The organism is Thermostichus sp. MS-CIW-25 (assembly GCF_054060015.1).
Map to the genome: position 1 here is coordinate 36154 of NZ_JBSSCS010000007.1, position 22949 is coordinate 59102.

General features: G+C 57.3%; 24 protein-coding genes. 8 read left to right on the top strand and 16 right to left on the bottom strand.

Translation table 11 applies throughout. The features are described 5' to 3' along the window. Positions 1–60 precede the first annotated feature (60 nt). Positions 61–1278: a helix-turn-helix transcriptional regulator gene (locus ACVWZ1_RS04350; RefSeq protein WP_414398453.1), complete on the bottom strand. Its 1218-nt coding sequence runs from the start codon at positions 1276–1278 to the stop codon at positions 61–63. A 311-nt stretch (positions 1279–1589) separates the two neighbouring features. On the opposite strand from ACVWZ1_RS04350, the gene cas1 reads away from it, so the two are divergent. From cas1 to cas10, 3 genes are all read left to right on the top strand, one after another. Then, the gene (cas1, locus tag ACVWZ1_RS04355) at positions 1590–2471 is read left to right on the top strand and encodes a CRISPR-associated endonuclease Cas1 (RefSeq protein ID WP_457466726.1); all 882 of its coding nucleotides are present in this window, start codon (positions 1590–1592) and stop codon (positions 2469–2471) included. An 11-nt stretch (positions 2472–2482) separates the two neighbouring features. Beyond that, positions 2483–2761 carry a CRISPR-associated endonuclease Cas2 gene (cas2, locus tag ACVWZ1_RS04360; RefSeq protein ID WP_414356002.1) on the top strand — a complete coding sequence of 93 codons (279 nt, stop codon included), beginning with the start codon at positions 2483–2485 and terminating at the stop codon, positions 2759–2761. A 96-nt stretch (positions 2762–2857) separates the two neighbouring features. Next, the gene (gene cas10 / locus ACVWZ1_RS04365; protein WP_457502628.1) at positions 2858–4258 is read left to right on the top strand and encodes a type III-B CRISPR-associated protein Cas10/Cmr2; all 1401 of its coding nucleotides are present in this window, start codon (positions 2858–2860) and stop codon (positions 4256–4258) included. Here the strand turns inward: cas10 and ACVWZ1_RS04370 are convergent. From ACVWZ1_RS04370 to ACVWZ1_RS04380, 3 genes are all read right to left on the bottom strand, one after another. Beyond that, the gene (locus ACVWZ1_RS04370; protein ID WP_457502629.1) at positions 4233–5069 is read right to left on the bottom strand and encodes a SpoIID/LytB domain-containing protein; all 837 of its coding nucleotides are present in this window, start codon (positions 5067–5069) and stop codon (positions 4233–4235) included. The genes cas10 and ACVWZ1_RS04370 overlap by 26 nt on opposite strands. A 147-nt stretch (positions 5070–5216) precedes the next feature. Further along, complete coding sequence (locus tag ACVWZ1_RS04375; RefSeq protein WP_457502630.1) at positions 5217–6533, bottom strand: MFS transporter; 1317 nt, start codon at positions 6531–6533, stop codon at positions 5217–5219. 599 nt (positions 6534–7132) lie between these two features. Beyond that, on the bottom strand, positions 7133–8377 hold the full coding sequence (locus ACVWZ1_RS04380) for an HhoA/HhoB/HtrA family serine endopeptidase (protein ID WP_457466729.1): 1245 nt from the start codon (positions 8375–8377) through the stop codon (positions 7133–7135). A gap of 279 nt (positions 8378–8656) precedes the next feature. On the opposite strand from ACVWZ1_RS04380, the gene ACVWZ1_RS04385 reads away from it, so the two are divergent. After that, positions 8657–9364 carry a hypothetical protein gene (locus tag ACVWZ1_RS04385; protein ID WP_457502631.1) on the top strand — a complete coding sequence of 236 codons (708 nt, stop codon included), beginning with the start codon at positions 8657–8659 and terminating at the stop codon, positions 9362–9364. A 37-nt stretch (positions 9365–9401) separates the two neighbouring features. Here ACVWZ1_RS04385 and ACVWZ1_RS04390 read toward each other — a convergent pair whose 3' ends face one another. The 6 genes from ACVWZ1_RS04390 to ACVWZ1_RS04415 all read right to left on the bottom strand — a co-directional run bounded on the left by ACVWZ1_RS04390 (position 9402) and on the right by ACVWZ1_RS04415 (position 13136). After that, complete coding sequence (locus tag ACVWZ1_RS04390) at positions 9402–10091, bottom strand: V4R domain-containing protein (protein WP_457502633.1); 690 nt, start codon at positions 10089–10091, stop codon at positions 9402–9404. A gap of 188 nt (positions 10092–10279) precedes the next feature. Further along, the gene (locus tag ACVWZ1_RS04395; protein ID WP_457502634.1) at positions 10280–10750 is read right to left on the bottom strand and encodes a phycobilisome protein; all 471 of its coding nucleotides are present in this window, start codon (positions 10748–10750) and stop codon (positions 10280–10282) included. Positions 10751–10774: 24 nt separating this feature from the next. Continuing rightward, positions 10775–11323, bottom strand: a complete 549-nt coding sequence (locus tag ACVWZ1_RS04400) for a hypothetical protein (RefSeq protein WP_457466733.1) — start codon at positions 11321–11323, stop codon at positions 10775–10777. Between the two features lie 63 nt (positions 11324–11386). Next, complete coding sequence (locus ACVWZ1_RS04405) at positions 11387–11668, bottom strand: hypothetical protein (protein WP_414331880.1); 282 nt, start codon at positions 11666–11668, stop codon at positions 11387–11389. Between the two features lie 59 nt (positions 11669–11727). Next, on the bottom strand, positions 11728–12408 hold the full coding sequence (locus ACVWZ1_RS04410) for a V4R domain-containing protein (protein ID WP_457502635.1): 681 nt from the start codon (positions 12406–12408) through the stop codon (positions 11728–11730). A gap of 242 nt (positions 12409–12650) precedes the next feature. Next, complete coding sequence (locus ACVWZ1_RS04415; protein WP_414331883.1) at positions 12651–13136, bottom strand: 2Fe-2S iron-sulfur cluster-binding protein; 486 nt, start codon at positions 13134–13136, stop codon at positions 12651–12653. 587 nt (positions 13137–13723) lie between these two features. On the opposite strand from ACVWZ1_RS04415, the gene ACVWZ1_RS04420 reads away from it, so the two are divergent. After that, positions 13724–14251 (top strand): phycobilisome rod-core linker polypeptide, encoded by a 528-nt coding sequence (locus tag ACVWZ1_RS04420; protein ID WP_414331885.1) that lies wholly within the window; start codon positions 13724–13726, stop codon positions 14249–14251. Here the strand turns inward: ACVWZ1_RS04420 and ACVWZ1_RS04425 are convergent. Continuing rightward, positions 14248–15258 carry an ABC transporter substrate-binding protein gene (locus tag ACVWZ1_RS04425; protein ID WP_457502636.1) on the bottom strand — a complete coding sequence of 337 codons (1011 nt, stop codon included), beginning with the start codon at positions 15256–15258 and terminating at the stop codon, positions 14248–14250. The two genes, ACVWZ1_RS04420 and ACVWZ1_RS04425, sit on opposite strands and share 4 nt — an antisense overlap. Positions 15259–15433: 175 nt before the next feature. Between ACVWZ1_RS04425 and cobA the strand changes: the two genes are divergently transcribed. From cobA to ACVWZ1_RS04440, 3 genes are all read left to right on the top strand, one after another. Beyond that, entirely contained in the window at positions 15434–16990 is a 1557-nt protein-coding gene (gene cobA, locus ACVWZ1_RS04430) for a uroporphyrinogen-III C-methyltransferase (protein ID WP_457502637.1), read from the top strand. A gap of 63 nt (positions 16991–17053) precedes the next feature. Then, on the top strand, positions 17054–17878 hold the full coding sequence (gene menB / locus ACVWZ1_RS04435) for a 1,4-dihydroxy-2-naphthoyl-CoA synthase (RefSeq protein ID WP_414400718.1): 825 nt from the start codon (positions 17054–17056) through the stop codon (positions 17876–17878). Positions 17879–17941: 63 nt separating this feature from the next. Beyond that, a complete protein-coding gene (locus ACVWZ1_RS04440; protein WP_457502638.1) occupies positions 17942–18658 on the top strand; it encodes a DUF1614 domain-containing protein in 717 nt (238 codons plus the stop codon). Positions 18659–18769: 111 nt separating this feature from the next. Here ACVWZ1_RS04440 and ACVWZ1_RS04445 read toward each other — a convergent pair whose 3' ends face one another. The 5 genes from ACVWZ1_RS04445 to ACVWZ1_RS04465 form a co-directional block, all read right to left on the bottom strand. Continuing rightward, positions 18770–18994, bottom strand: coding sequence for a FeoC-like transcriptional regulator (locus ACVWZ1_RS04445; RefSeq protein WP_099812439.1), 225 nt, complete (start codon positions 18992–18994; stop codon positions 18770–18772). A gap of 3 nt (positions 18995–18997) precedes the next feature. Next, the gene (gene feoB, locus ACVWZ1_RS04450; protein WP_457474701.1) at positions 18998–21289 is read right to left on the bottom strand and encodes a Fe(2+) transporter permease subunit FeoB; all 2292 of its coding nucleotides are present in this window, start codon (positions 21287–21289) and stop codon (positions 18998–19000) included. Further along, on the bottom strand, positions 21286–21780 hold the full coding sequence (locus ACVWZ1_RS04455; RefSeq protein WP_099812437.1) for a ferrous iron transport protein A: 495 nt from the start codon (positions 21778–21780) through the stop codon (positions 21286–21288). The genes feoB and ACVWZ1_RS04455 overlap by 4 nt, the downstream gene beginning before the upstream one ends. Before the next feature lie 293 nt (positions 21781–22073). Beyond that, entirely contained in the window at positions 22074–22703 is a 630-nt protein-coding gene (locus ACVWZ1_RS04460) for a DUF3685 domain-containing protein (protein WP_457502639.1), read from the bottom strand. After that, complete coding sequence (locus tag ACVWZ1_RS04465; protein ID WP_011432028.1) at positions 22631–22849, bottom strand: hypothetical protein; 219 nt, start codon at positions 22847–22849, stop codon at positions 22631–22633. Before ACVWZ1_RS04465 ends, ACVWZ1_RS04460 begins: the two co-directional genes overlap by 73 nt. Positions 22850–22949 lie beyond the last annotated feature (100 nt).

Below are 22949 nucleotides of genomic sequence, written 5' to 3' on the forward strand. Positions count from 1 at the left end.
CACAAGGACAATGTCGCAGTGGCTGTAGCGTCGGCTGTTGAAGTCAGTGTCCTGGGTGTCTCATCCCATTCGCTCTGTCTTGTCTGCGTCGAGTTCCCTCTGGGCCGCCTCTTGCTGGTTGCTTCTGTATCGCTGCAACTGTTCCTCGGCCAGTTTGGCGTGCTGCTCAGCCAATTCTGGGGGAGTCAGGATCTGAACGTTGCCCATGAACCGGTTGACCCAGCGCATGAATTCCCCATGAGAACGGGGGGGAAGCCGGACTTGGTAGTCCAAGTACTGACCCTGTCTAGAGGGGGTCAAGATCTTCTGGCTGGGGTGACGGTAGCCTCCCTCGCGGATGAACGGAATGGTGTCGCCGTAGAAGCGGACGGTAATCTCCGTGAAGGGAAGTTGACCAGATAGCTCCTGGCGTTGTTCTTCTGGTTCGCCCAGGAAAAGACCCCAGCCCTGATTCAGGAGCTCATGGACTTGTTTAAGTCGTTTCAGTTGTTGAGAGCGGCTGCGGGGCGGGTGAGAGAGAACCTGGCACTGATCATCGAAGCGATCCAAGCGGCCGATCACCAAATGCTGGGTATCAGATTGCTCGTAGGCTAGATACCAGGCAATGTCGTAGTGAATCAATTGCAGAGGCCAGATGGATTTGGATCCCTGTTGACCCTGCTGGTAAGGATCTGAGGAACGGCAAATCTGAATCGCCTGCCCCTGGAGAATGGCAGCTTCTAGGGTGTCGAGGGCGCTGTAGAGGGTGCGGACAGCCGATCCCTTGCGGCTGACTCGGGTGGGATCTGTGGGGATGATGGAGCGGTTGAGCTGGGCTCTGACCGGGTAAAAACTCTCTGAACTGTGGCTTTTGCCCCAGCGGCGGCGGACAATAGCCTGAAAGGCCTCTTGGGCTTTGGGATCCCGTTGGTAGGTGGCCTGGGAGTGGAGGGCGCTAAGGGCGGTGTTGAACTCCAGTTCGGTCATGGCGCTGGAGCCGAGATAGTAGCCCCAACGATACGTCTGATCTCCGAGAATGCCGTAGTATCTCAGGGTTTGCAGATCTTTGTGCAGAGTGTGGGGAGAACAAGGAGGAAGAGCGATCTGTTGCTGGGCAGCGACAGCGTGCAGGTACGAGAGAAGTTCTTGCAGGCGGGGGGGAGCCTGCTCATCGCGACCTGGAAGATTTGACGCGTTGAGATGGCCGACGCCGGGATATTGAGCCAGGGTGGCGATCAGGCAGAGCAGACGATCAAAGCTTTGGGGATGGGCGTAGGCTTGCGAGGGGTGGAAAGTCATGGGGAGGGATCCTTTCGTCAGGAGCACACCGTCACGAACGGATCCCGTACCAGAAGCCTTGCTCTGCTTTTTCGCCATTCGCATCTTTCCTTACAGCATTCTTGGGCCTGACTTTTAACTTGAAGAAGGCTCCATCCTGCTTCCACTTCAGCTTCAATTTTAGGCTTCTGGGAGTGGCCTTATGGGCAGAACACTTTATGTGTCCCAACAAGATTGCTACCTCAGCCTCGACCAGGAACGACTGGTTGTCAAACGAGCTGGAGTTGTTCTTCAACAGGCTCAATTGCCCCACCTGGATCAGATCTTGAATCTTGGGCCACGCCCAAGTCACAACCCAACTGATCCAGAGTTGCCTAGAGCGCAACATCCCCATCGCCTATCTTTCCCAGATGGGGTACTGTTATGGTCGCCTGCAGCCCGTTCAGCGGGGGAGTCGTTTTCTTCAGGAAAAACAGATTCTGCTGACCCCTTTTCAAAAATTGGAGGCCGCCAGACAGATCCTCAAAGCCAAGCTGCACAACTGCCGCGTACTTCTTCTGCGGCAACGCCGCCGCAAATCTCAGGTCAGCAGCGAGAAAATTGCTCAGCTCCAGCAACTCATTCAGGCTATGGATGAAGCTACAACTCCAGAGCAGCTCATGGGCCTTGAAGGAGCTGCCGCTGCCGTCTACTACCCAGCGCTGGGGGAGTGCCTCACCTCTCCTGGCTTTGAACTGGTGACGCGCACTCGTCGTCCCCCCCGGGATCCTGTCAATGCCATGCTCAGCTTTGGCTACCAGCTCTTGTGGAACCACATTCTGCTCCTGATTGAGCTGCAGGGCTTGGATCCCTACCAGGGATGTCTGCACACCGGTCACCACAATCACCCCTGCCTGGCCTCGGATTTGGTGGAAGAGTTTCGTGCCCCAGTGATTGATTCTCTCGTGCTGTGGCTGATCAACAGCGGCGTCATGGATCCGATTGAAGACTTCACAGATGAAATCGAGGGGTGCATGCTCACCCAAGAGGGCCGAACCAAAGTTCTGCGGGCCTTTATCCAGCGGATGGAGGACACGGTGCAGCCGGAAGATCCCGTCAAGGGTGCGCGGGAAGAAGAGATCCCTCGCTGGGCCGTCATCAACCGGCAGGTGCAGACCTACAAGCAGTTTGTAAATGATCAGATCCCTGTTTACTTGCCGTTCCTCATCCGCTGAAGAGATCTCACATGCAGCTCTACGTCATCACCTACGACATCCCCGACAACAAACGACGCAAGAAAGTCTCTGACTTGCTTGAAGGCTATGGCCGGCGGGTTCAGTACAGCGTCTTTGAATGCCGGCTGGAGCAGCATCAGTACCAAGACTTGAAACGCCGACTTCAACCTCGTCTCTATTTGCCGGAAGACCATATTCGTTTCTATCCCCTCACCGACCACACCCTGGCCAAGGCGGAAAGTTGGGGTGGGCCAGAGGTGCTCTCCCCGCCAGGATCCCTTGTTGTTTAGCAATATGAACTATTTTGCCGTTCGCGTTACCGGTGGCAGCAGGATATAGGTACCCATTTATGCTGTTGTTCAAGTGTTCAGGAGGAAGTGGAACTAATGGAAAAATCGGTGGAAACAACAGCCTATTTTCGTCGAAAACTGTTTGCTCTGCTACATGATCCCCAGCTCAAGTCTTTGTATCAGTACAAAAACGGCAAAGGCCCTTGGCAGCAGGTGGCGGAGTTGTATCATCACGGGGCGGAGTTGGAGGAGTGGTGGCAGTCTCATCAGGGGGTGATTTCGGATCATATTGCTGCTGCCTCAGATCGATTGACCATCAGAAACGTCTATAAAGATGCGGAGCAACTGGGCGGGCTTACCCAAGTGGAAGTGCGTCACCCTCTGTCTGGAGAAAAGCAGGATATCCAGATTTGGAATCAGCTAACCGAAGCACAACTGGAAGAGATTCAAAATCGGATCATCCCCTATGAGCAGGTGCGCCATGCAGATCCGGAAAAAGCCTTCTGGTGGTTCTGGCGGTTTTATCCCCAGTTGGTGGTTCAAGAAACTGGGATCAGCACTCCTGCTGCTCTTTTGTTGCCTGCCGACACCCGCATTCCAGACTGTCCCATCCACGATCACAACAGTATTGTCTCGGCGCTGGCCGGAGCCCTATTCCCGCGCGGGTGGAAACCCTCAAATTCGGTTTCTCATGCCGATCTCTTGTTGTTCACCTTCTCGCCGGTGCAGGAGTTTATCAAATCCTCTAGGAAGCTGTTGGATTTTTGGTCGGGATCCTATCTGCTGCACTACCTGAGTGCCCGCCTCTGCTGGTTCATTGCTGAGCGCTACGGGCCGGATGCCGTGATTACCCCTTCTCTGTGGGGTCAAGAGATCATCGATGCCTGGATCCTGAAGAAGTTCCCGGAGTTTGAGTGCTATTTCCGAGAGATTGACCGGCTTGATAACTGCCATGGAGATGCCCAGGGATCCACTCCTATAAGTCGATTCAACGATCACGTGTCCACCAGCCTGAGCACTGCCGGGTTTCCCAATGTGATCACAGCTCTGCTGCCCAGAAAAGAATCCAAAGCCTTTGCAGAGGAACTGGCCCAGGAGATGCGCAAGATCTGGAAAGAGATCGGAACTAAAGTCCGGGATCATATCCGCGAGAGATGTATCCAAACCCTCAATGATAGAGGCTCGGAGATCTGGAAAAAGATTGCCCCAACGATGGGTACGACTGAAGGCTCCCACATCAACTACCAGAGAGAATTCGAGAAGTGGAAGCACCCATCCAATTGGGAATGGAACAAGCTCTGGAATGCTCAACTGGATCACACTTGGGAAAGCTACTGGACTTCGGTCCCCCTAGGGGATCCCGACAAGCCGTTGCAGGCAAATACCAAAGATCCCGGCTACACGTTATGGAAAGAATCTCAGCAAACCCTAGCTCAAAGCCGATTTGAATTGCCGACCAACCCTGAAGGTCTCACTCTGGCAAACGAGCAAAGCTGACCCCTCGGTAGTAGTAGGCCAAAATTTGGCGGTAAGTCCAGCCTCGGCGGGCCAATTCTTGGGCGCCCCACTGGCTCATGCCAATGCCATGCCCAAACTTGGGATAGGGGCTGACATCCGGTAAGCTCATCAAATAAGGGATCCCACTCACCCCGACGGTTTGGCCGCCGCTGCTGGCGCTGTACATGGCATTGACAAACTGACCCCCATACACCATGACCACACCACGGGTGGCTTGTGTTGCTTCCAGGGCGGCTGCCGACCGCTGGGAAAGCCCTCGATACACCTGGGAGCGAGTATCGCTAAACACATCAAACCAACCGCGGGAGTTGCGATGGTAGAGAACGTAGCTGCGGGCCGCCACCGCCTGGGCCTTTAGGGCCTCTGGGAGAAAACGGGATCCCATTTCTGCATCCACCACACTGGCCACATAGTCTTCCAGATCCACGTAGTTGATGGCCATCACCAGGTTGTACCCGGTCAAGAGCACCTTGCCGGAATACCAGCGGCCATTCACCGCTACCAGGCCACCCTCCTGAGGTTCGATGAACAACGCCGGGTCAACCACCCCATGCAGACGCACCCCTTGAGGGCTGGGCTGAGCCAAAAACCCTTGCATAGGGGGCAGATCTGCCAGCACCTCTCCCCGACCGTTGATCAGTTGGGCAGGGAGAGAAACTCCCACCACCAGAGGGGCAGTAGTATGGGCCAATTGCACTCGCACCGTCACCCCCCAGACGGCTTCCACCCATCCCCAGAAGGCACTGACCACCAGGGATCCCATCAGGGCCAGCCAATGCCGCGCTTCCATAATCCGTATCCAGAGTTGCCTTTTGTACACCAACTCCAGCTTAGGATAAGGCAAGTTTCCAGAAATGGGCCGGTTGGTTGGCAGCAACTGCAGAGGGCTTGAGCCTCAGTTCTTGACGGGGTGTGGGGGATCTGAGTATGGAACTATCTATGAACGGGATCCCGTTTCCAGCGGAGCGGGCCGATCCGGCGGCTCCAGAGGGTCGGGTTCTTGCGACCCAAGCCGATTGCGGCCGCCCTCTAGATGGACCGAAGAGCTATCCGGCCCCAGGCCCAAGGCAAAGCGCAGCGAGTCCCCCGGTCGCCCATTGGAGAAGAAGAGAAAAGAACCCAAGGAAGCCAAGGAAAGAAGAGCCGCATAGCCAAACATGGCTCGATAGCCGGATCCCGCCGCCAAGGTGCCCAAGAGGGGCCCCGCCAGGCCGATGCCCAAATCGAACCCACACATCACCAAGCTAAACAGGCGACCCCGCTCCGCCGGCTCCGAGCGATCGGCCACGAGGGCAGAGATGAGAGGGATCAAAGTACCAAAACCGCAACCCACCACGATCCCAGCAGCCAGAAAAGCGCCGGTGCTGTTGGCAACAATCAGGATCCCCATTGCCAAGGCATAGGTGGCCAAGCTGAGGGAGATAAATGGCCCCCGCCCATAGCGATCGGAAGCGCGACCGGTGAGCAGGCGCACCCCAAAGCTGGCAAAGGCCACTGACGTATAGAAAAGACCCGGATTCAGGGGAACTCCGGCTTCTTGGATCAGCAGGGCCACAAAGGTGGTCTGGGTGCCGAAGGCCAACCCCACCAAAAACATCACCCAAGTGAGGGAGCGCACCTTCGGGCTGCCCAGAAGGCTCCAAAAGGCTCCGTCCATCGGCAGGGATCCCCAATGCCCACGTCGTTGTTCTCGAACCGATTGGGTGCAGAGAAAGCCCACCAACCCCAGCAGAGCGGAGAAGAAAAACGAAGGGCCATAGCCGGCAAACTCCTGCAAAAGGCCGCCCAAAGCAGGGCCAATAGCCGCACCAATCGGATTGACCAAGCTCATGTAGCCCAGGATCTCGCCCCGTTTTTCTTCTGGGGCAAAATCCACCACTAAAGTCACGTAGGCGGTGGCAAAAGCGGCGATGCTGATCCCGTGAAAGGCTCGCACCAGCGCTACCCACAGGATCCCATCGGAGAGCCAGTATCCTATGGGGGCGATTCCCACCACCCCCATGCCGATGAGCAGCACGATCTGCCGGCTGTGGCCATCCGCCAGGCGCCCCAACCAAGGGCGAAAGGCCAGCAACCCGATCGAGAAGGCCCCCATCACCAAGCCCACCTGCTGGCTGGTGCCACCGGCATCCCTGACGTAGAGCGGTAACGTGGGCAGCAGCGAGGATAGACTGGCCCAAAAGAGCAGCCCAGCCACAAACAAAATGCCCAAGTTGCGCCGCTGTGCCGGCTGTAGCTGCTCGAATACCCTCACGCCAACTCCTTGTGCAAAATGGGACTCAAAGCGTGCTCCCAGAACCGCGCCCTGGGATAGAGCCACCTTCGCTGGATCCCTCAGTCCAAAATATTTAGGTGCTAACCTTTCTGATTGTAACCGTATGGCCTGAGGCTGTGAACCGGCCCTGCTCAGCTTTGAAGGTGCTTCCGGTTTGGGACAACAGCGAACCCAATTGACATTCTCCCCACAGCTATAGCTTGCTTCTGCGAAGCAGTAGCCGGGGGATTCTTTCTCAGCCAGCAGAACAACCCCCACTGACTGAGCTACATCGGGCGTGAGGTTGGTACCGCAACCCAATGGGAGATGCCAAAGCGCTCCGCACCGCCGCAGGCGTTCGCGAAAGCGTCGCGTAGCGATAAAGCAAAAGCCGCCCTTGAGGGCGGGGCTTGCAACCCAGTTTTCTTGGTCACTGCAAATTGGTTTGAAACAGCCCAAGTTTCAGCACCGCCCCAGCCCCTCTCCCAGGGGAAAAGGGGAGTTCGCAACCTAGGTTGAGAGGTTTACCCCCATTGACAACAACCCTGCTGTGTCGCTGGGGTCTGGTTGATACTTGAGGGGCGGTCAACCATGCCCAATCAGCCTCCGCTCGGAACCGGGAAAGAGCCCGTTACCGCCCGGATCTTCTGTCGTCGCCCGGCCCGCTCGATCTCCAGCTCCAAGGTGCTGCCCACCTCGGTGCGCTCCACCTCCTGTTGCACCTGATCGGCTGTGGTTACGGCGCGACCATTGATGGAGAGAATGACATCCCCGGATCGCAGCCCCGCTCGTTCCGCCGGGGATCCCTGGATGACTTCGCCGATCAGCACGCCCTGATCCACCGTTATCAAAATGCGACTATTGGGATCCTGGTTGAGACGCTCCTTCAACTCTGGAGTCAGCGTCAGCATGCGGATGCCCAGATAGGGGTGATCCACCCTGCCGCGGGCGATCAGTTGGTTGGCCACCCGCTGGGCCGTCTCGATGGGGATGGCGAAGCCCAACCCTTGCGCCCCCTGGATGATGGCGGTGTTCACCCCGATCACCTCCCCTTGGGCGTTGAGCAGCGGCCCGCCGGAATTGCCGGGGTTGATGGCCGCATCCGTTTGGATGAAAGACACCCGCTTGTCGGGCACCCGAATCTCCCCGCTGGAGCGGCCCAAAGCGCTGATGATGCCAGCCGTAACGGTGTTATCCAAACCCAGGGGGTTGCCGATGGCAATGGCCCACTGGCCCGGCTCCAGGGTTTCCGAGCGCCCCAGCTTCACCGTCGGCAGGTTTTGCGCTTGAATCTTCACCACCGCAATATCCGTAACTGGATCCGAGCCGATGACCTGCCCATCAAAGCTGCGGGTATCCTTGAGCGTCACCGTCACCTTGTCGGATCCCTCGACCACATGGGCATTGGTGATGATCTGGCCATCCGGGCTGATGATAAACCCAGAGCCGGTTCCCTGCTGCCGCCGCTGCCGAGGGATAGAAGGGATCGCTTGGCCGAAGAAATCTCGGAAAAAGGGATCGCTGAAAAACTCCTCAGGAAAAGGCGCAGGGGCGCGCACCGTCCGCTCCGAATCAATGCGAACCACCGCCGGCCCCACCTTTTGGGCCACATCGGCGATGAAATTCAGGTTCAGTTGGGCCGGGGTTGTCGTCGTTTGGGCAGATACCCCCTTGCCCCCCATCAGAGCTGCTCCCAGCCCAATGCCCAGCAGCACCAGCAGCACCGACGAGAGAAGAGACTTCCAAGTGGAAACGGCAGAAGGCTTGAACAAGGATTGGGCAGGTTGGGCAGAAGCTTCTGACCTGGGAGAGGGCTGGCCCGGCATGGATGTGCTGCGCTTCATAGCTACAAGAAGAGGGTTGGGATGCTGCAAGACTTCGGCCCCACGCAGGGGAAGAAACCTAGAGCCTAATCTAACATGGACAGCAGGGATCCCAGAGTGGGCAACCCTGGCGCTTTGCCGTACTTCCATCTGGAGCGAAGAGCAGCCGAATCTGCTCACCCAAGGTAGCCCATCTCCCATTCAGTTGGCTTTGATCACGATAGTGAGGCCAGGAAAGCTTTTGTTCCCGACTTTGGCCGATTTGCAGCTAACGTAGGAATAATGAATGGGGGTAAGACCATGACCAACCCAGCCAGCCGCCTGTTGGCTCCTCTGCTTGGCGGATTGCTCTCAGCGCAGATGGCCGCCCCAGTTTTGGCGCAAATGGGGCCCTTGCCACCACCGCCTCCTGGAGAAGGATGGCGTCCTGTGAATCCTCGCCCCCTTCCCCCTGGCCCTCAACCCCTGCAGCCGAGCCAACCCTTTCAATTGCAAACCACTCTGCTGCTGCGCTCCGGGGATCTAATCCAAGCGGTGCATCGCTCTCCAGAAACCCTCTTGATTGCCCCTGGGGAAACCCGTGCCGTCAGCCTCAGCCTGGATACTCCTCTGCGGGACATCTACGGCAACACGGTCGTCCCGGCGGGGGCCGTTTTGGAAGGCCAATTTCAGCCGGTGAGCGGCGGCACCCAGTTTGTCTCGCGGGCCCTGATTTTCAACGGCCAATCCTACCCCCTCTATGCCCAGAGCCACGTTATCCCGCTGCGTAAGGATCCCCGCCACACTTCCGGGGAAGCGATTGTGCAGGATGCCTTGATCGGGGCAGCCGCAGGAGCGATTTTGGGGGGCCTCTTCGGCGACCGGGTGATCTCGACGGAGAAAGTGCTGGGCGGAGCGGCGGCAGGGGCTGTCATCGGCAATGTGACGGCACCGGAAGTGGCGGTGATCGACGCCAATGCCAACTTGACGCTGACGGTCACCCAAGATTTTCAGCCCTACCTGCCCTAGCGAGCTTCTGAAAACAGCTCTGGCCAGGGATCCCTTTCTAGGGACTGGCCGTGAGCCGATCCAAAATCTCGTCGTGGGAGAGGCCCTTGCGCACCCATTCCTCGCAGTGGTGCAGCCGCTGAGCCGTGCCGATGAGGAAGCGGTTGAGATCGGCCCCCAGGGATTCGCAGGTGGTCTGTACGCAGATGAGATCCCGCCCCGAAAGCAAGGAGAAGAGGCTGGCCAGCATTCCCGCCTCTAGGTATCCGGCAGGCTCTCGCCGTGCAGAAGGTTCCTCCGGGTTGAAGCTGGCGCGAGCGGCAAGGGCAAACCCGGAATTGCGGATCCCGGCCTGAACCAAGCCGTGGTCGGCGGCGGAAAAATCCAGCTCCAGGCGTCCCCAGCCGTGGGTAGCCCAGAGATCGCTGAGGGCATCCAGGAAGATCCCCATCGGCAATTCCTGCAGCGGCTGCTGGTAGTAGCCGGAAAGCTCGTCTTCAATACGGCGGAAAAACGCCTCTCCCCAATCGCGGCCACAGTTGTAGAGAATGACGCGGGTGGCTTGGCCGGTTTCGTAGCGCAGGCCGGAGTAGAGAGCTTCCAGCAGGGGCATGGGAAAGGCCGCCAAGCGGTATCCTCCGCGGCTGTACAGCAGTCCGGTGTGGATGTCGGGGCGGATGTAGTGGGCGGGGCTGAAGCAGTGTCCGGGCAAGATCTGGTCTTGCAGAATCTCTTGCAGGGAGATCATGGCTATTCTCGCAGTCAGGTGGACAAGAGGGCGGGGATGGATAGATTGGGGAGCGGCTGGAATTTTTGGCGTGAGGGAATGAATGATTAAGGAGTGAGCTGTATAAGCTGTATACAGTAAATCGGGAGAAGGAGGTCGCTATCGGAGGGCGCAGGGAACTTTGGTGAATAGATTGAGGGCGAATGGACCTAGTTAACCAGCATGGATTTGGCCAAAAGCAGATAAGGACGGATCATCTCGCTCTCTTCTGCTCCAAAGATGTGGGTCAGGGAGTCGAGCATCAACTTGTAGGCGGGCTGGCAGTGGTCGCGCATCTTGAAGGATTTCAGGATCGTCTCCAGCCAGTAGAGCAATTTATCCCGCAGATAGTCTTCGTCGTTGAGCAGCATAGCCATGCAGCAGTAGCGCCACACCATGCTCAGATCCCGGCGGCAGCGCTCCCAGGCCAGGTGACCATGCTGGCGGATTAAATTCGGCATCATCGGCTGAAACTTCTCCATCACCCGATCCAGCAACTCTTGTTCTTTGGCCTGCAGAACCTGGTAAAGGCGTACCCGCCTCGGGATCCCTTCCACGTAGGCGTGTAGAGTTTTCAACTCATCTGGGCGCAGATAGCGGCCCTCACTTTGGTGCATCAGCTCGGCAACCCTTGAATTCATGGACAGATCCTCCGTTAGTTGGCTTCACACAAACATTTCCGCCAAGGTGAGAGCCCGCTCCGGCGGAACTGTGGGCAGGTCAACCTCCATCTCAGAAGAAGAAGGGGAAGGAGATTGGGCCTGAGAAGTTGCGCAGACAGTCTGCAGCTCTTGCCAGTAGGGGGCAAGCAACCCCTGCTGATCCGCTGGCAGGGATCCCTGAACCACTGCCCGTAGCTGAGCGAGCGCTTGCGGCAACCCTAGGTACTGTTCCATCGCACCAAGAGTTACCTGCTGCACAGGGGTGGGATCCCCCAGCAACAGACTCAGGCCCAGGGAGCGCAAACAAAAGGCCAATTGACGAGCCAAGAGGCGCTGAGATGGTGTCAGAGGGGACTCTGTTCCACCGCTGTGCCCCTGCTGTTGCAAGACCCTTTGGATCCAGGTCAGCTCTTGCTGTTGTAAGACTTGGTAGAGCTCCAGCCGTTCTTCAAAAGAGAGCGAGTAACGAATCAGGTCTTGCAGATCGTCGGGTGTTAAGTAATCCCCTTCTCGCTCGGCAATGCGTTCTGGCCAAGAGTGAAGGTCATCCATGGGTGAAGTCTCCTTAGAGCACGGATCGAGAGAGCACAACTGAGAGCCCTGAACAAACCAGAGCTAGAGCAAAGCTCCGCCAAACAAGGCGGCAAAATCCTCAAGGGTAAAGGGATCCTCTGCCGGCAATTCCGGCAGCGGCTCTGAGCGTGGGCAGATGCCCGACCAATTGAAGCCGGCAAAAAACTGTCCCACCGATTGGGCAAAGAGCATGGGGGACTGCGGCGGCGGCTCTTGAGCAAAGGGAGCCTTGGCCGGGGGTCGGTTATCCCAGTTCAACCCCTGCAAAAAGACCGCCAGCGGCTGGGTTAAGTCCAGATCGGTGTCTAAGTTGAAGGTGACCATGGGCGTTTCTCCAAAGTGTCGAGGGATCCCAGAGAGCCTTCAAAAGCCACAAGCAAGCCTCACAACTGGTGCAAACGCTGCTCGATCTCGCGGGCGCTGGCCCCTTCGGTGATCCAAAAATTGGCGGCATCAATGCGTTCTTGCCCGCCCAACAGGAACTTGCAGTAGGTTTCCCCCATGGCGTAGCACTGGATCTCGATGCAGGCCAGCTCGCGGGAAGTCATAGCGGTGAAAAACCCGGCAAATAGCCCGGCATAGAGATGACAAACCGGCTTGCCCACATCCCCAAGGGTGCGAGCCACCATCGAGTCAAACAAGTTGATAAACAGGAAGCCTTTTTGTTTGGATTCGGTTTCCACCTCCCACTTGCCCCAGCCCTGAGCCGTAAAAGGCCACCACCAAGTCTCCAGCAAGAAAAGAAGGTTGGACTGCTTGACCCCAACCCCGTACTCCCGCTCGTACCACTCGGAGAAGTGCTTGGCATCGCGGGCGCCCCAATCCATTCCAATCGTGTACATCACCGCCGCCGAAGCATCTCCCACTTCCCGTTCCAGGCCTGTTTGCAAGCCCACAATAAAGTCTTCGCTGAGCAGGAGATTTTGCGTGTTGTTCCAGTCGATGATCGTGCCCTGATCTCGGTTGAAGCGGAAGAAATCGCGGTAACTGTAGTGGGCATGCTTGTCGCGGCCCACAGGCATGGTGACTGCAGGACGGGGATCCGGTCGAGATGTGGTGGCCATGGCGCTCTCCTGACAAAAAACAGATGAGTCTAGATCGCGATGCAACAGGATTCGGTGGGATTTAAGGGATCGATAATCGAGTCAGACGATGCAAATGGGCCAATGAGCCAATGAAATGAATAGCTAAACATTTGATAAACTTAGTCGGCTATTCGAGGGATCCAACATTGTTCAATCCTTGGTTGATTGTCTATAAGACAATGCCCGCTGAGCCCAAGGGATCCCTGAATATCGACAATCCATCAAACTTCCCGAGTTTGGGCCAGCGTATTGCCAATGATGCGGAAGTCCTCATTTTCTAGCTGCTTAACAGTAGAGCGAGTGATGATCTTGCCCTGCTCCACCAAAACCTTCCCCGTCCGTGGGTGCAGCAGGTCTTGTTCGGCCCGCCGACCGATGAGCACTTCGATATCCCTCAGCGAGTTCACGTACATCCCCGGCGGCAGCTCCACCACCACGCCATCGGAAACCACCCGCGCCTGACAGGCCAGCCGGGAATTGCTGCGGGCGCTGGTAATGGTCTCCAGAGTCTTGGCCTCGCGGGGGGTGATGGGAGTGAGGCTTTCCATTCCCTCTTTGACGTAAACATGACAGGTGGCGCAGAGGCCGCGACCGTTACATTCCCGCGAAACCTGCAGCTCCTCCGACAAAATGGCCGACAGAAGATTGCTGTAGGTATCGACCTCTGAGACACGAGATAAAGGCTCTAGCCGGATTTGTTTAACCATAGATGGGATCCAAACGCTAAGGGCAGACAAAAAACCCCGGCGGGCAGGATCTACTGCATAAGCAACGCAAACCAATCACAAAAATTGATTGATCCCTTCCCCTGCAGCCCCCTTGCAGGTCTACAGCAACACCTGAGTCCCCAGTCAATCAAACCAGAGCACTTCACCAGAGCACTTCAAATGATGAGCCCTGCACCTGTGACCCTGGGAGAGGCTGCATTCTTTACTTAACTTATATTCTGGATCTGGAGCAGGTTATTCTGGATGGAAGTGTCATAATACTTAACTACGAATAAACACGGAATTTTTTTATCGGCTAGAAAGTTACAAAGTGAAATTACGTAAATTGGAGAAAATGACAATCCTTTCGTAAATATTTATCGCAGATCTCCCCCGGTCGTTCTGTCGGCAAGGTAAATCTTAAGTAGAACCTTCACGGTCTTTTATTGGCAATTTTGTTACAGAAGGATGTGCTGAAGTTTGCCGTAAAAGCGTATTGAGCCATTCGCTACTCTCTTGGCCATTTCTTTAAAGTAGCCCCTCGTTTTGTCTGTTTTTGTCAGTTCTGTCGATTGGGAGCTATTGCCATGGAACCACGCCAGCGGGATCCGCAAACGTTGCAAAACCTGTTGCGGGCTGCCTACCAACAGCTTTTGGAACGCCAGCCCTACCAGCACGAGAAAACAGGAGAGCTGGAGAAAATCGAGCAGGACTTCTTGCGGGGGCGGATCGGGATTAAGCGCTTGGTTCGCCAGATTGGGGGATCCCGGCTCTACCGGCAACTCTTTTTCAGTGCCGGCTGCAACACCCGCTGTGTAGAGCAGGGCTTCAAGCACTTTTTGGGACGGGCCCCGGCCAGCAAGGAGGAGGTGGCCGCCTACCACGACATTTTGGTGCACCAGGGCTTGCAGGCCATGGTCAATGCCTTTATCGACTCGGAGGAGTACCGCCACCAGTTCGGCAACGACCATCTGCCCCACCCCCGCCAACGGCTGAGCGGCCACCCACCTTTGGCCTACTTGCTGACAAACCAAATGCACCGGCGCCATGAGCTGGGGATGCAGGGATCCCCGCTTTTGCACAGTTTGGCGGCGATGGAAGTGGGGATCCCTTAGGCAGTGGGGCCGGGGAGGAAGTCGAGGGTATAGGCTTGGCGAACCTCCAGACCCGCTGCGCCGATCCCCAGGGCCACCATCTCCTGAAAGTAGGTTTGCCAGCGCTGGTGGGTCATGGCGCCGATCCCCAGCGTGGCGGCATCTCCACTGGTGAGAAGGCCGTAGTCTTTTAGGGCTTGGTGGGCGTAGGCCAGGAGGGCCTCGCTCATGTTGGGGTTGTCTTGGCGGATGAGGCGATTGCCGGGGCGGGGATCCTCTAGGTAGCTCTGCCAGCCCTGGATGGAGGCAGCTACAAATTTTCGCACCTGCTCCGGGTGCTGTTCGGCAAAGGGGCGGGTGGTCTCCAGGGTGGTGGCGTAGGGGGAATAGCCGTAGTCGGCCAGCAGAAAAACGACGGGATCAAAGCCCCCCTCCTGGCGCACGCGGAAGGGCTCGGAGGTCACATAGCCCTGCTGGGCAGAAGACTTGTCCAGCAAGAAGGGCGTGAGGCTGAGGTTGTAGGGGCGCTTCTGCTCGTCGGTAAAGCCAAATTTGGCCCGCAAAAAAGGCCAGTAGGTGAGGTTGGCCCCCGGTGACACCCAGATGGGCTTGCCCCGCAGGTCTTCCAGGCGCTCGATGCCCACCCCTGGATGGGCCAAGAGACACTGGGGATCCTTCTGGAAAAAGGCGGCCACGGTGAGAACAGGGATCCCAGCTTGCAGAGCCGCCAGAGCGTCGGGGCTGCCGCCGAGCACAAAATCTGCCGCTCCCCCGGCTAGCAGTTGCAGCACGTTAACCGCCGTTCCCCCCATGCGGATTTCCACCTGCAGACCGTAGTCGGCGTAGATGCCGGTGGCCAGGGCTTGGTAAAAGCCGCCGTGTTCGGCCTGGGCGTACCAGTTGGTGACCAGTCGCAAGGGCCGGGATCTGGCCGAAGAGGGGCGGGAGCCCGCTCCTACTGCTAGCAGAGCAGCTCCACTGGCCAAAAAACGCCGCCGCGGCCAAGGCTCTAGAGTTACACCGGACATAGGCAGGGATCCTCAGGCGGCCACGCTTTCAGTATCTCGCAAGTAGACCAGTTTTTCCTCAGGCTGGCCACCCCTTGGAAGAGGAGCTGTTGGGAGGCGTCTTCGATTTATATTTGCAAAGCAAGCGGGATCCCCTTCTTACAAGGGGCAAGATCGACATTCCAAGGGGTAGGGCATGGGCAAGGTGTATCTAGTGGGGGCAGGGCTGGGCGGGCGGGCGGGCCTGACGCAGGGAGCACTGAAGATCCTACGGCAGGCTGAGGCTATCTGGATCGACGAGCTGGTGGATGAGCGCTTGTTGGCAGAGTTGCCGCCGCAGGCGCAGGTGTGGCGACGCTCTGGGCCAGGAAGCCTCCAGGAGGGCATCCACTGGCTCATCCAGCGCTGCCGAGAAGGCAAACAGGTGGTTCACCTCAAGTCAGGGGATCCCTTGATCTTTGGCCGCGCTCGCGAGGAGATCCAAGCCCTTAGGGAGGCGGGCTGTCCGTTTGAGATTTGGCCGGGGCTGTCTTCGGCGCTGGCTGGCCCCTTTTGGGCAGGGATCCCGTTAACGGATAAACACTTGAGCCGCGCTTTTGCCGTTCTCACCGCCCACGAGCTGGAAGCTCTGCCCTGGGGCGCTTTGGCCCAGTTGGATACTTTGGTGATTTTGATGGGATCCCGGCAGCGACAGCACATTGGCGCACGGCTGGTGGAGTCTGGGATCCCGGCAGACCGACCGGTGGCCTTGATCTGGGGGGCGGGGCAAGCAGAGCAGCAGGTGTGGGTGGGCACCTTGGCCGAGCTGCAGCAGGGGGAGAGTCAGGCAAAGTTGCCGGGCCTACTGGTGGTTGGGGAGGTGGTGCGGCTGCGGCAGGACTTTTTGCCGGGGATCCCTCCTTTGCCTCCGCCGGCTCCCCTGGCAGGCAAGACGGTTCTCGTCACCCGTTCCGAGGGGCAATCACCAGCTTTTCGGGAGCTGCTACAGGCCCAGGGAGCGCGGGTGCTGGAGATGCCGACCCTGGTGATCCAGCCGCCCACGAGCTGGGATCCCTTGGATGCCGCCATTGCCCGCCTGGGCCAATTCAACTGGCTGTTGCTGACTTCGGCCAACGGGGTGCAGGCTTTCTTTGAGCGGTTGCACCGGCAAGGTCGGGACAGTCGGGCTCTCCACCCCGTACAAGTGGCGGTGGTGGGATCCAAGACCGCTTCCGTGCTCGCCCAGTACGGCATCCATCCCGATCTCATGCCCCAAGAGTTTGTGGCCGAGGCCCTGCTTCAAGTTTGGCCGGAGCCGATCTCAGGGCAGCGGATTCTCTTTCCCAGAGTGGAGTCGGGAGGCCGGGAGGAGGTGGTACAGGGTTTGCGGCAGCGAGGGGCAGAGGTGGTGGAGGTGGCCGCCTATCAGTCTGCCTGTCCGGCGACAGCGGATCCCCAGGTGGTGGAGGCTCTGAAGGCCCGTCAGGTGGACATCCTCACCTTTGCCAGCTCCAAGACGGTGCAGCATTTTGCCCACTTGATCCGGCAGGCAGGGCTGGGCCCAGAGGTGTGGGATCCACCGGTGCAGATTGCCGCCATCGGCCCCAAAACCGCCGAAACCTGCAAAGCCGCATTCGGTCGGGTGGATATCGAAGCGCAGGAGTATACTCTGGAAGGATTGGTGGAAGCCCTCATCCAAGCGACCAACCGTTTCACCCAGCCTTTTCAGGCCGTTCGCGGTAGCAGTTCACAGCACCCAAGGGCTCCTCTATAATGAACCCGCCCATGCCGCCCGCGTCAGCCAGCCGGGCATCCCAAGCAGATACACCCAGACACCATGTGGCAGACGGCCAAGCTCTACGAAGACATCCTTTACGAAAAAACGGATGGCATTGCCAAGATCACCATCAACCGTCCCCACAAGCGCAACGCCTTTCGCCCCAAAACTGTTGCCGAGCTGATCGATGCGTTTGCCGATGTGCGAGAGGATCCCCGTATCGGGGTGGTGTTGTTGACCGGGGCAGGGCCCCACAGCGACGGCAAGTATGCCTTTTGTGCCGGTGGGGATCAAAGCGTGCGGGGCGAGGCTGGCTATCTGGATGAGGCCGGGATCCCTCGTCTCAATGTGCTGGATCTGCAGCGCATCATCCGCTCTTTGCCCAAGGTGGTGATTGCCCTGGTGGCAGGCTACGCCATCGGGGGTGGCCATGTTTTGCACCTCATCTGCGACCTGACCATTGCCGCCGACAACGCCATCTTTGGGCAAACCGGCCCTAGGGTGGGCAGCTTCGATGGGGGCTTTGGGGCCGCCTACCTGGCGCGAGTGGTGGGGCAAAAAAAAGCCCGCGAGATTTGGTTCCTCTGCCGCCAATACACCGCAGCCCAAGCCCTAGAGATGGGTCTGGTCAATGCCGTGGTGCCAGTGGAAGAGCTAGAAGCTGAAGGGATCCGCTGGGCGCAAGAGATTCTCCAGCACAGCCCCTTGGCCATCCGCTGCCTCAAAGCCGCCTTCAACGCCGACTGCGATGGGCAGGTGGGGCTGCAGGAGCTGGCCGGAGATGCGACGTTGCTGTTCTACATGACCGAAGAAGCTGCTGAGGGCAAACGCGCCTTTTTGGAAAAGCGCCCCCCCAACTTTCGCCAGTTTCCCTGGCTGCCATAGTTTGTTTGTTTTCATTAATTCCACTTCCCCGAAGGGAAGCGACCGGGGCTGAAGGGATCCGTGTTGGCTAATCCGTTCAAGTTTCCATTAATTCCACTTCCCCGAAGGGAAGCGACTGCCTATCTACTCTTTTTACTCCTGCTCTTAGCCTTCCCGTTTCTCTGGTTGGTGGTTACCCTAGATGCGGTTCAAGTTGCTGTTGCAAAGCTCGGATTTTCTCCTAACCTATCTCTTGTGCTGCTGACCCTAGTAATTATTGGGAGTACGATTAATATCCCCCTTTATGAGAGAGTTTCCAAAGTAGCTATGGTACCTGATTTGGATCGATTGTGGACGATGCGCTTCTTTTGGGGTATTCCCTTAAGGCGAATTGAACAGAAAACGATTGTGGCGTTGAATGTCGGGGGTGGTCTGATTCCAACCCTATTGGCCATTTATCAGTTTACCTGTGTTTCGCCAATTTTGATTGTGCTTGTCACGGCTGTGGTGACAATAGTTAGTTATTATTCTGCCCAGGTGGTGCCGGGGATTGGGATTCAAATGAATGCCTTGATTGCTCCCCTAACGGCGGCGATGACTTCTGTGCTATTAACGGCGGGGTCTGATGTTGTGGCAGCACCGATTGCCTTTGCTGGCGGTGTATTGGGAACACTAATTGGGGCTGACCTGTTACACCTGCCCCAAATTGAGCGGATGACTCCAGGCATTCTTAGTATTGGTGGGGCTGGGGTTTTTGATGGTATTGCGCTGTGCGGTTTATTCGCCGTTTTGCTGACTTAGAAATTACTCAGAAATTCCAACAATTCACTTAATTGGTACATTCGGTTGGCTCGTAATTTATTCTGAAAAACGTTCTGAACAACACGACTTATCCCTAAAATTGATCCCCCATTAAGATGGTTTTTCTACCCACTCGTACAGTTCTAAATCCGTTGAGGCGCAGGAGTGACAGCCCCCACACTTCCGCTGGTGTACGGGGCGCACCCGCCCTTTGCGAATTAATACATCCAGGATCGGACGCAGGGCATCCGCATCCATTTGCCAGTGTTGACATAATTTGGTCAACGAAACTTGCCGGTGCGTTTGCAGATAACGTTGTAGGTCTTGCAAGAGCATCCCTTACCTCCCGGAGGGTACCCGCCGCAAACGGGGGCTACTGACGGCACGCAATCCCCACAAAACCCCCAACTGTACCAGCATGAGTCCCAATACCCACAACAGGGAACGTGCGGGGTGTTCATTAAAAGTCATGAACTGGTAATAAAAGGTGGCAACCCAATAGGCTAGCCCGGTTGTCCAACAAGCGATAAACACCGTCCAGCCCAGATTGGTTTCCCGATAAACCGCCGCCGTTGCCGACACACAGGGGAAATACAGCAGGACAAACAGCAGAAACGCAATCGCCGCCGTGGTACTGCCAAAGCGGGAAGCCATTTGCCCAAAGGTAGTCGTCTGCACCCCCAACTCCTCCGCCACTGCCTCCTCATCCCCACTCCTGCGGACTACCCCCATCCCCAGCGGGTCCAGCAACTGCTCCCCTAGGGCGGCAAAATTTTGGGGAATGCTGGCAACTGCTTCCTGGAGACCACCCCACAGGTCAAATGCCGCCGGTGGTTCCCCACTATCTGCCGCTTCCGCCTGCGCCAACTGCCCATAGAGGGAATTCATGGTTCCCACCATCACCTCCTTGGCAAACGTCCCGGTAAATATCCCCACCGTTGCCGGCCAATTCTCCGGTTGCACGCCCATCGGTGCAAATACCGGCGTAATCTGCCGCCCAACCGCACTGAGCAGGGAATCGGTACTGTCCTGTTTCCCAAAGGAACCATCCGTTCCCACCGAATTTAAAAAGCCCAAAATCACCACCATCACGATAATCATCCGCCCCGCTTTGGTAATAAACGCTTGCAACCGTCCCCAGGCGTGGATGGCTACCCCCTTGAGCGTGGGCAAATGGTAGGGCGGCAATTCCATAATGAAGGGAGCCGCTATCCCCTGTAGCAGGGTGCTTTTCATCACCAAACCCGTAAACACCGCCGCCCCAATGCCAATCAGGTAGAGCAGAAACACCACATTTTGGGCATTTTTCGGAAAAAACGCCGCCCCAAACAGGGCATACACGGACAGCCGCGCCCCGCAGGACATAAACGGGTTCATCAGAATCGTCATCAACCGATCCCGCCGATTTTCCAGGGTACGGGTCGCCATAATGGCGGGGATATTGCACCCAAACCCCACCAGCATCGGCACAAAGGACTTCCCCGGCAAGCCAATCCACCGCATCAGCCGGTCCATCACAAACGCCGCCCGCGCCAAATACCCGGAATCCTCCAACACTGATAAAAAGACAAACAATAAGCCAATTTGGGGAATGAAGGTCGCCGTCGTTTGAATGCCACCCCCCACCCCGTCCGCCAACAGCCCAATCAACCAGCCGGGTGCATGGAGTTGGGTCAACAGATGCGCCGTGCCCTTCACCGCAATCGTGCCCACCCCTATATCAAAAAAATCCACAAAGGCTCCCCCCACATTCATCGCCACGAAGAACATGAGGTACATCACCCCGAGGAAGATGGGAATCCCCAGCCACCGGTGCAACACCCAGCGGTCAATCCGATCCGAAAGCGTTTGGCTAACCTGCCCAGCGAAAGTGACCGTCGCCCCCATCACCTCCCGAATCCAGGTGTAACGGACATCGGCAACCAAGAGGTCAATGTCTTCCCCCAAGGTTTGAAAAATCTCCTGCCGATGGGTTTCTAACACCGGTGCAACGTTCGCCCCATCCACCGCTTGCAACCCGTACAGCACCGCCCAAGGGGAACCCAGACCTGCTGTATAGGAAAGTTCGGTAAAGGCTTGCTCGATCACCGGGGGATAAACAGGGCGCACCCCCGCCCCCTGCGGCTGGGTCAATGCCTGCCGGATGACTGCCTTAAGTTCTGCCACCCCCCGCCCCCGATGGGCACACAAAGGCACGACCGGACAGCCCAACCGCTGTTGCAAACCAGCCACGTCAATCCGTATCCCCCGCCCTTCCGCTTGATCCATCATGTTCAGGGCAATTACCAGCGGCACCCCCATTTCCAAAAGCTGGGTCGTCAGGTAAAGATTCCGCTCCAGATTGCTGGCATCCAGGATATTCACCACCAGGTTGGCTTCACCGCTGAGCAGGTAATCCCGTGCCACCTGTTCATCCAGCCCCGTGCCCCCCGCTGCCACATCCAGGGAATAAATCCCCGGCAAATCCACCACCGTCACCGTTTGCCCCTGATCCCGGTAGGTGCCCTCCTTGCGTTCCACCGTCACCCCGGGCCAATTCCCCACCCGTTGGCGCGCCCCCGTCAAGGCATTGAATAGGGTCGTTTTCCCACAGTTGGGATTTCCCAGTAAGGCAATCGTCCGCTTGCTCATTGCCCATCGCTCCCTAAATTTGCTTCTCCCTCCACCGGCACTACCTGTAATGCCGCTGCTTCCCCTTTGCGCAGACTCAGGGCAAACCCCCGCACCTCAATTTCCGTCGGGTCTCCCAAGGGCGCATGGCGTTTCACCTGCAGGATCGTCCCCGGCGTTAAGCCCATCCCCAGCAATTTCCGCTTGTAATCCCCCGCTCCCGGCGCATAGCCCACCACCCGCACCCGACTGCCAATAGTCGCCTCCCCCAAGGTCATCCTGGGCATTGCCGCCTCCCATCGCTCAACACCAATCCGTTCCGCCATACCCGCCCCCAACCCCCACCGCTGACCTTGACATTCCACCAGCACCGACCCGGAATCCAGATGGCTCAGCACCGTCAGCACCGCCCCCTGGGTAATGCCCATGCCCACCAACCGGGGATTGGCATCATCACAATCCACCCGCACCACCCGCACCCGTTCCCCTGCCCGCATTTGAGATAGGGGCATTATTTGCAAATTACCTTCACTAGCAATTCCCGGCTTAGCCCGGCTCACTGCCGCCTCGTTGACATAGGTAAAACCCAGTTTTTGACCGTTATTTCCCGGCTGACTCCCTGAATGTGGCACCAGAACCTCCTTGATTATTAGTGGCGTTTGTAATAACTTTAGACCTGAACATAATAAATATTATTCTCAATTCAATTCAATTAACACAAAGGCAACCCGACGGCGCCCCTGCCTTAAGCAAGTTTTAATGCTCAGGACGCCAAATTGTTATCAAATATTACGGATGGGATGGATTATAACTGGGAGGATTCTTGGGAGCGATTGTTTTGCAATGTACTGCCAATACCCTGCAAAATCCCCCGCCCAATCAAGCCCAAGCCCCGCCCAATGATCCGGGTGAGCAGGTAGGCACTGGTACGGCCAATGTAATTTGCCACCGCCCGCAGTATGGGTGCCACCGCATCTTGAAACTCCAACCAGAGGGTGACCAGCCAGGGAATGCCCCGGAGTTGGGCCAGTTCCGCCGTGCGCCCCGCATACACCGGGTACAGGACAATCGCCTGGTCTTGGATACGCAAAAGTTGATAACAACTCTCAAAAATCGCCCGGGGTTCGTCCCAGTAGCGTTGCCAGCGGTAGCGTTGGGAAAGTTGGTTGCGGAGCCGTTCGGTTTCCCGGGTAGAGAGCAGGTTGCGGCGATAAAACCGTTGCTTCACCGATTCATGGTGGGGAAAGCAGTTGAGCAGGGGTTGCACCACCCCGTTGGCGACCTGGATCACCAGATTTTCCAGGAGGATGGCGGCAAAGTTACTGCAGGAGCTGGGATCCCAATTTGGGAAGCTTGCGAACCCTAAATGCCTGGGGACTTGCTGGGTGGGCTTTCTTCGGCTACTGCTTGCCTGCGTCGATCCCCGATGCCGCAATCACCACAGCATTCCGGTCGCTTGAAGTCGTCCCAATGGATGCAAGCCCGGCAGCCTTTCAGCATTTCCGGCCAGCGCTCCCGAATCAACAGTTGCCGCAGTTTGACTTCCCGTGACTCCTGAAAGGGGTGTTGGAATTGATCCATAGCTATTGGGTTTCCCAGCTCTCTTATCTGGTATAAAAGCAGATTTGAGTTTGGGATCGAGAAATATCAGTATAGCTTAAGGTTTGGGTGACCCAATCTT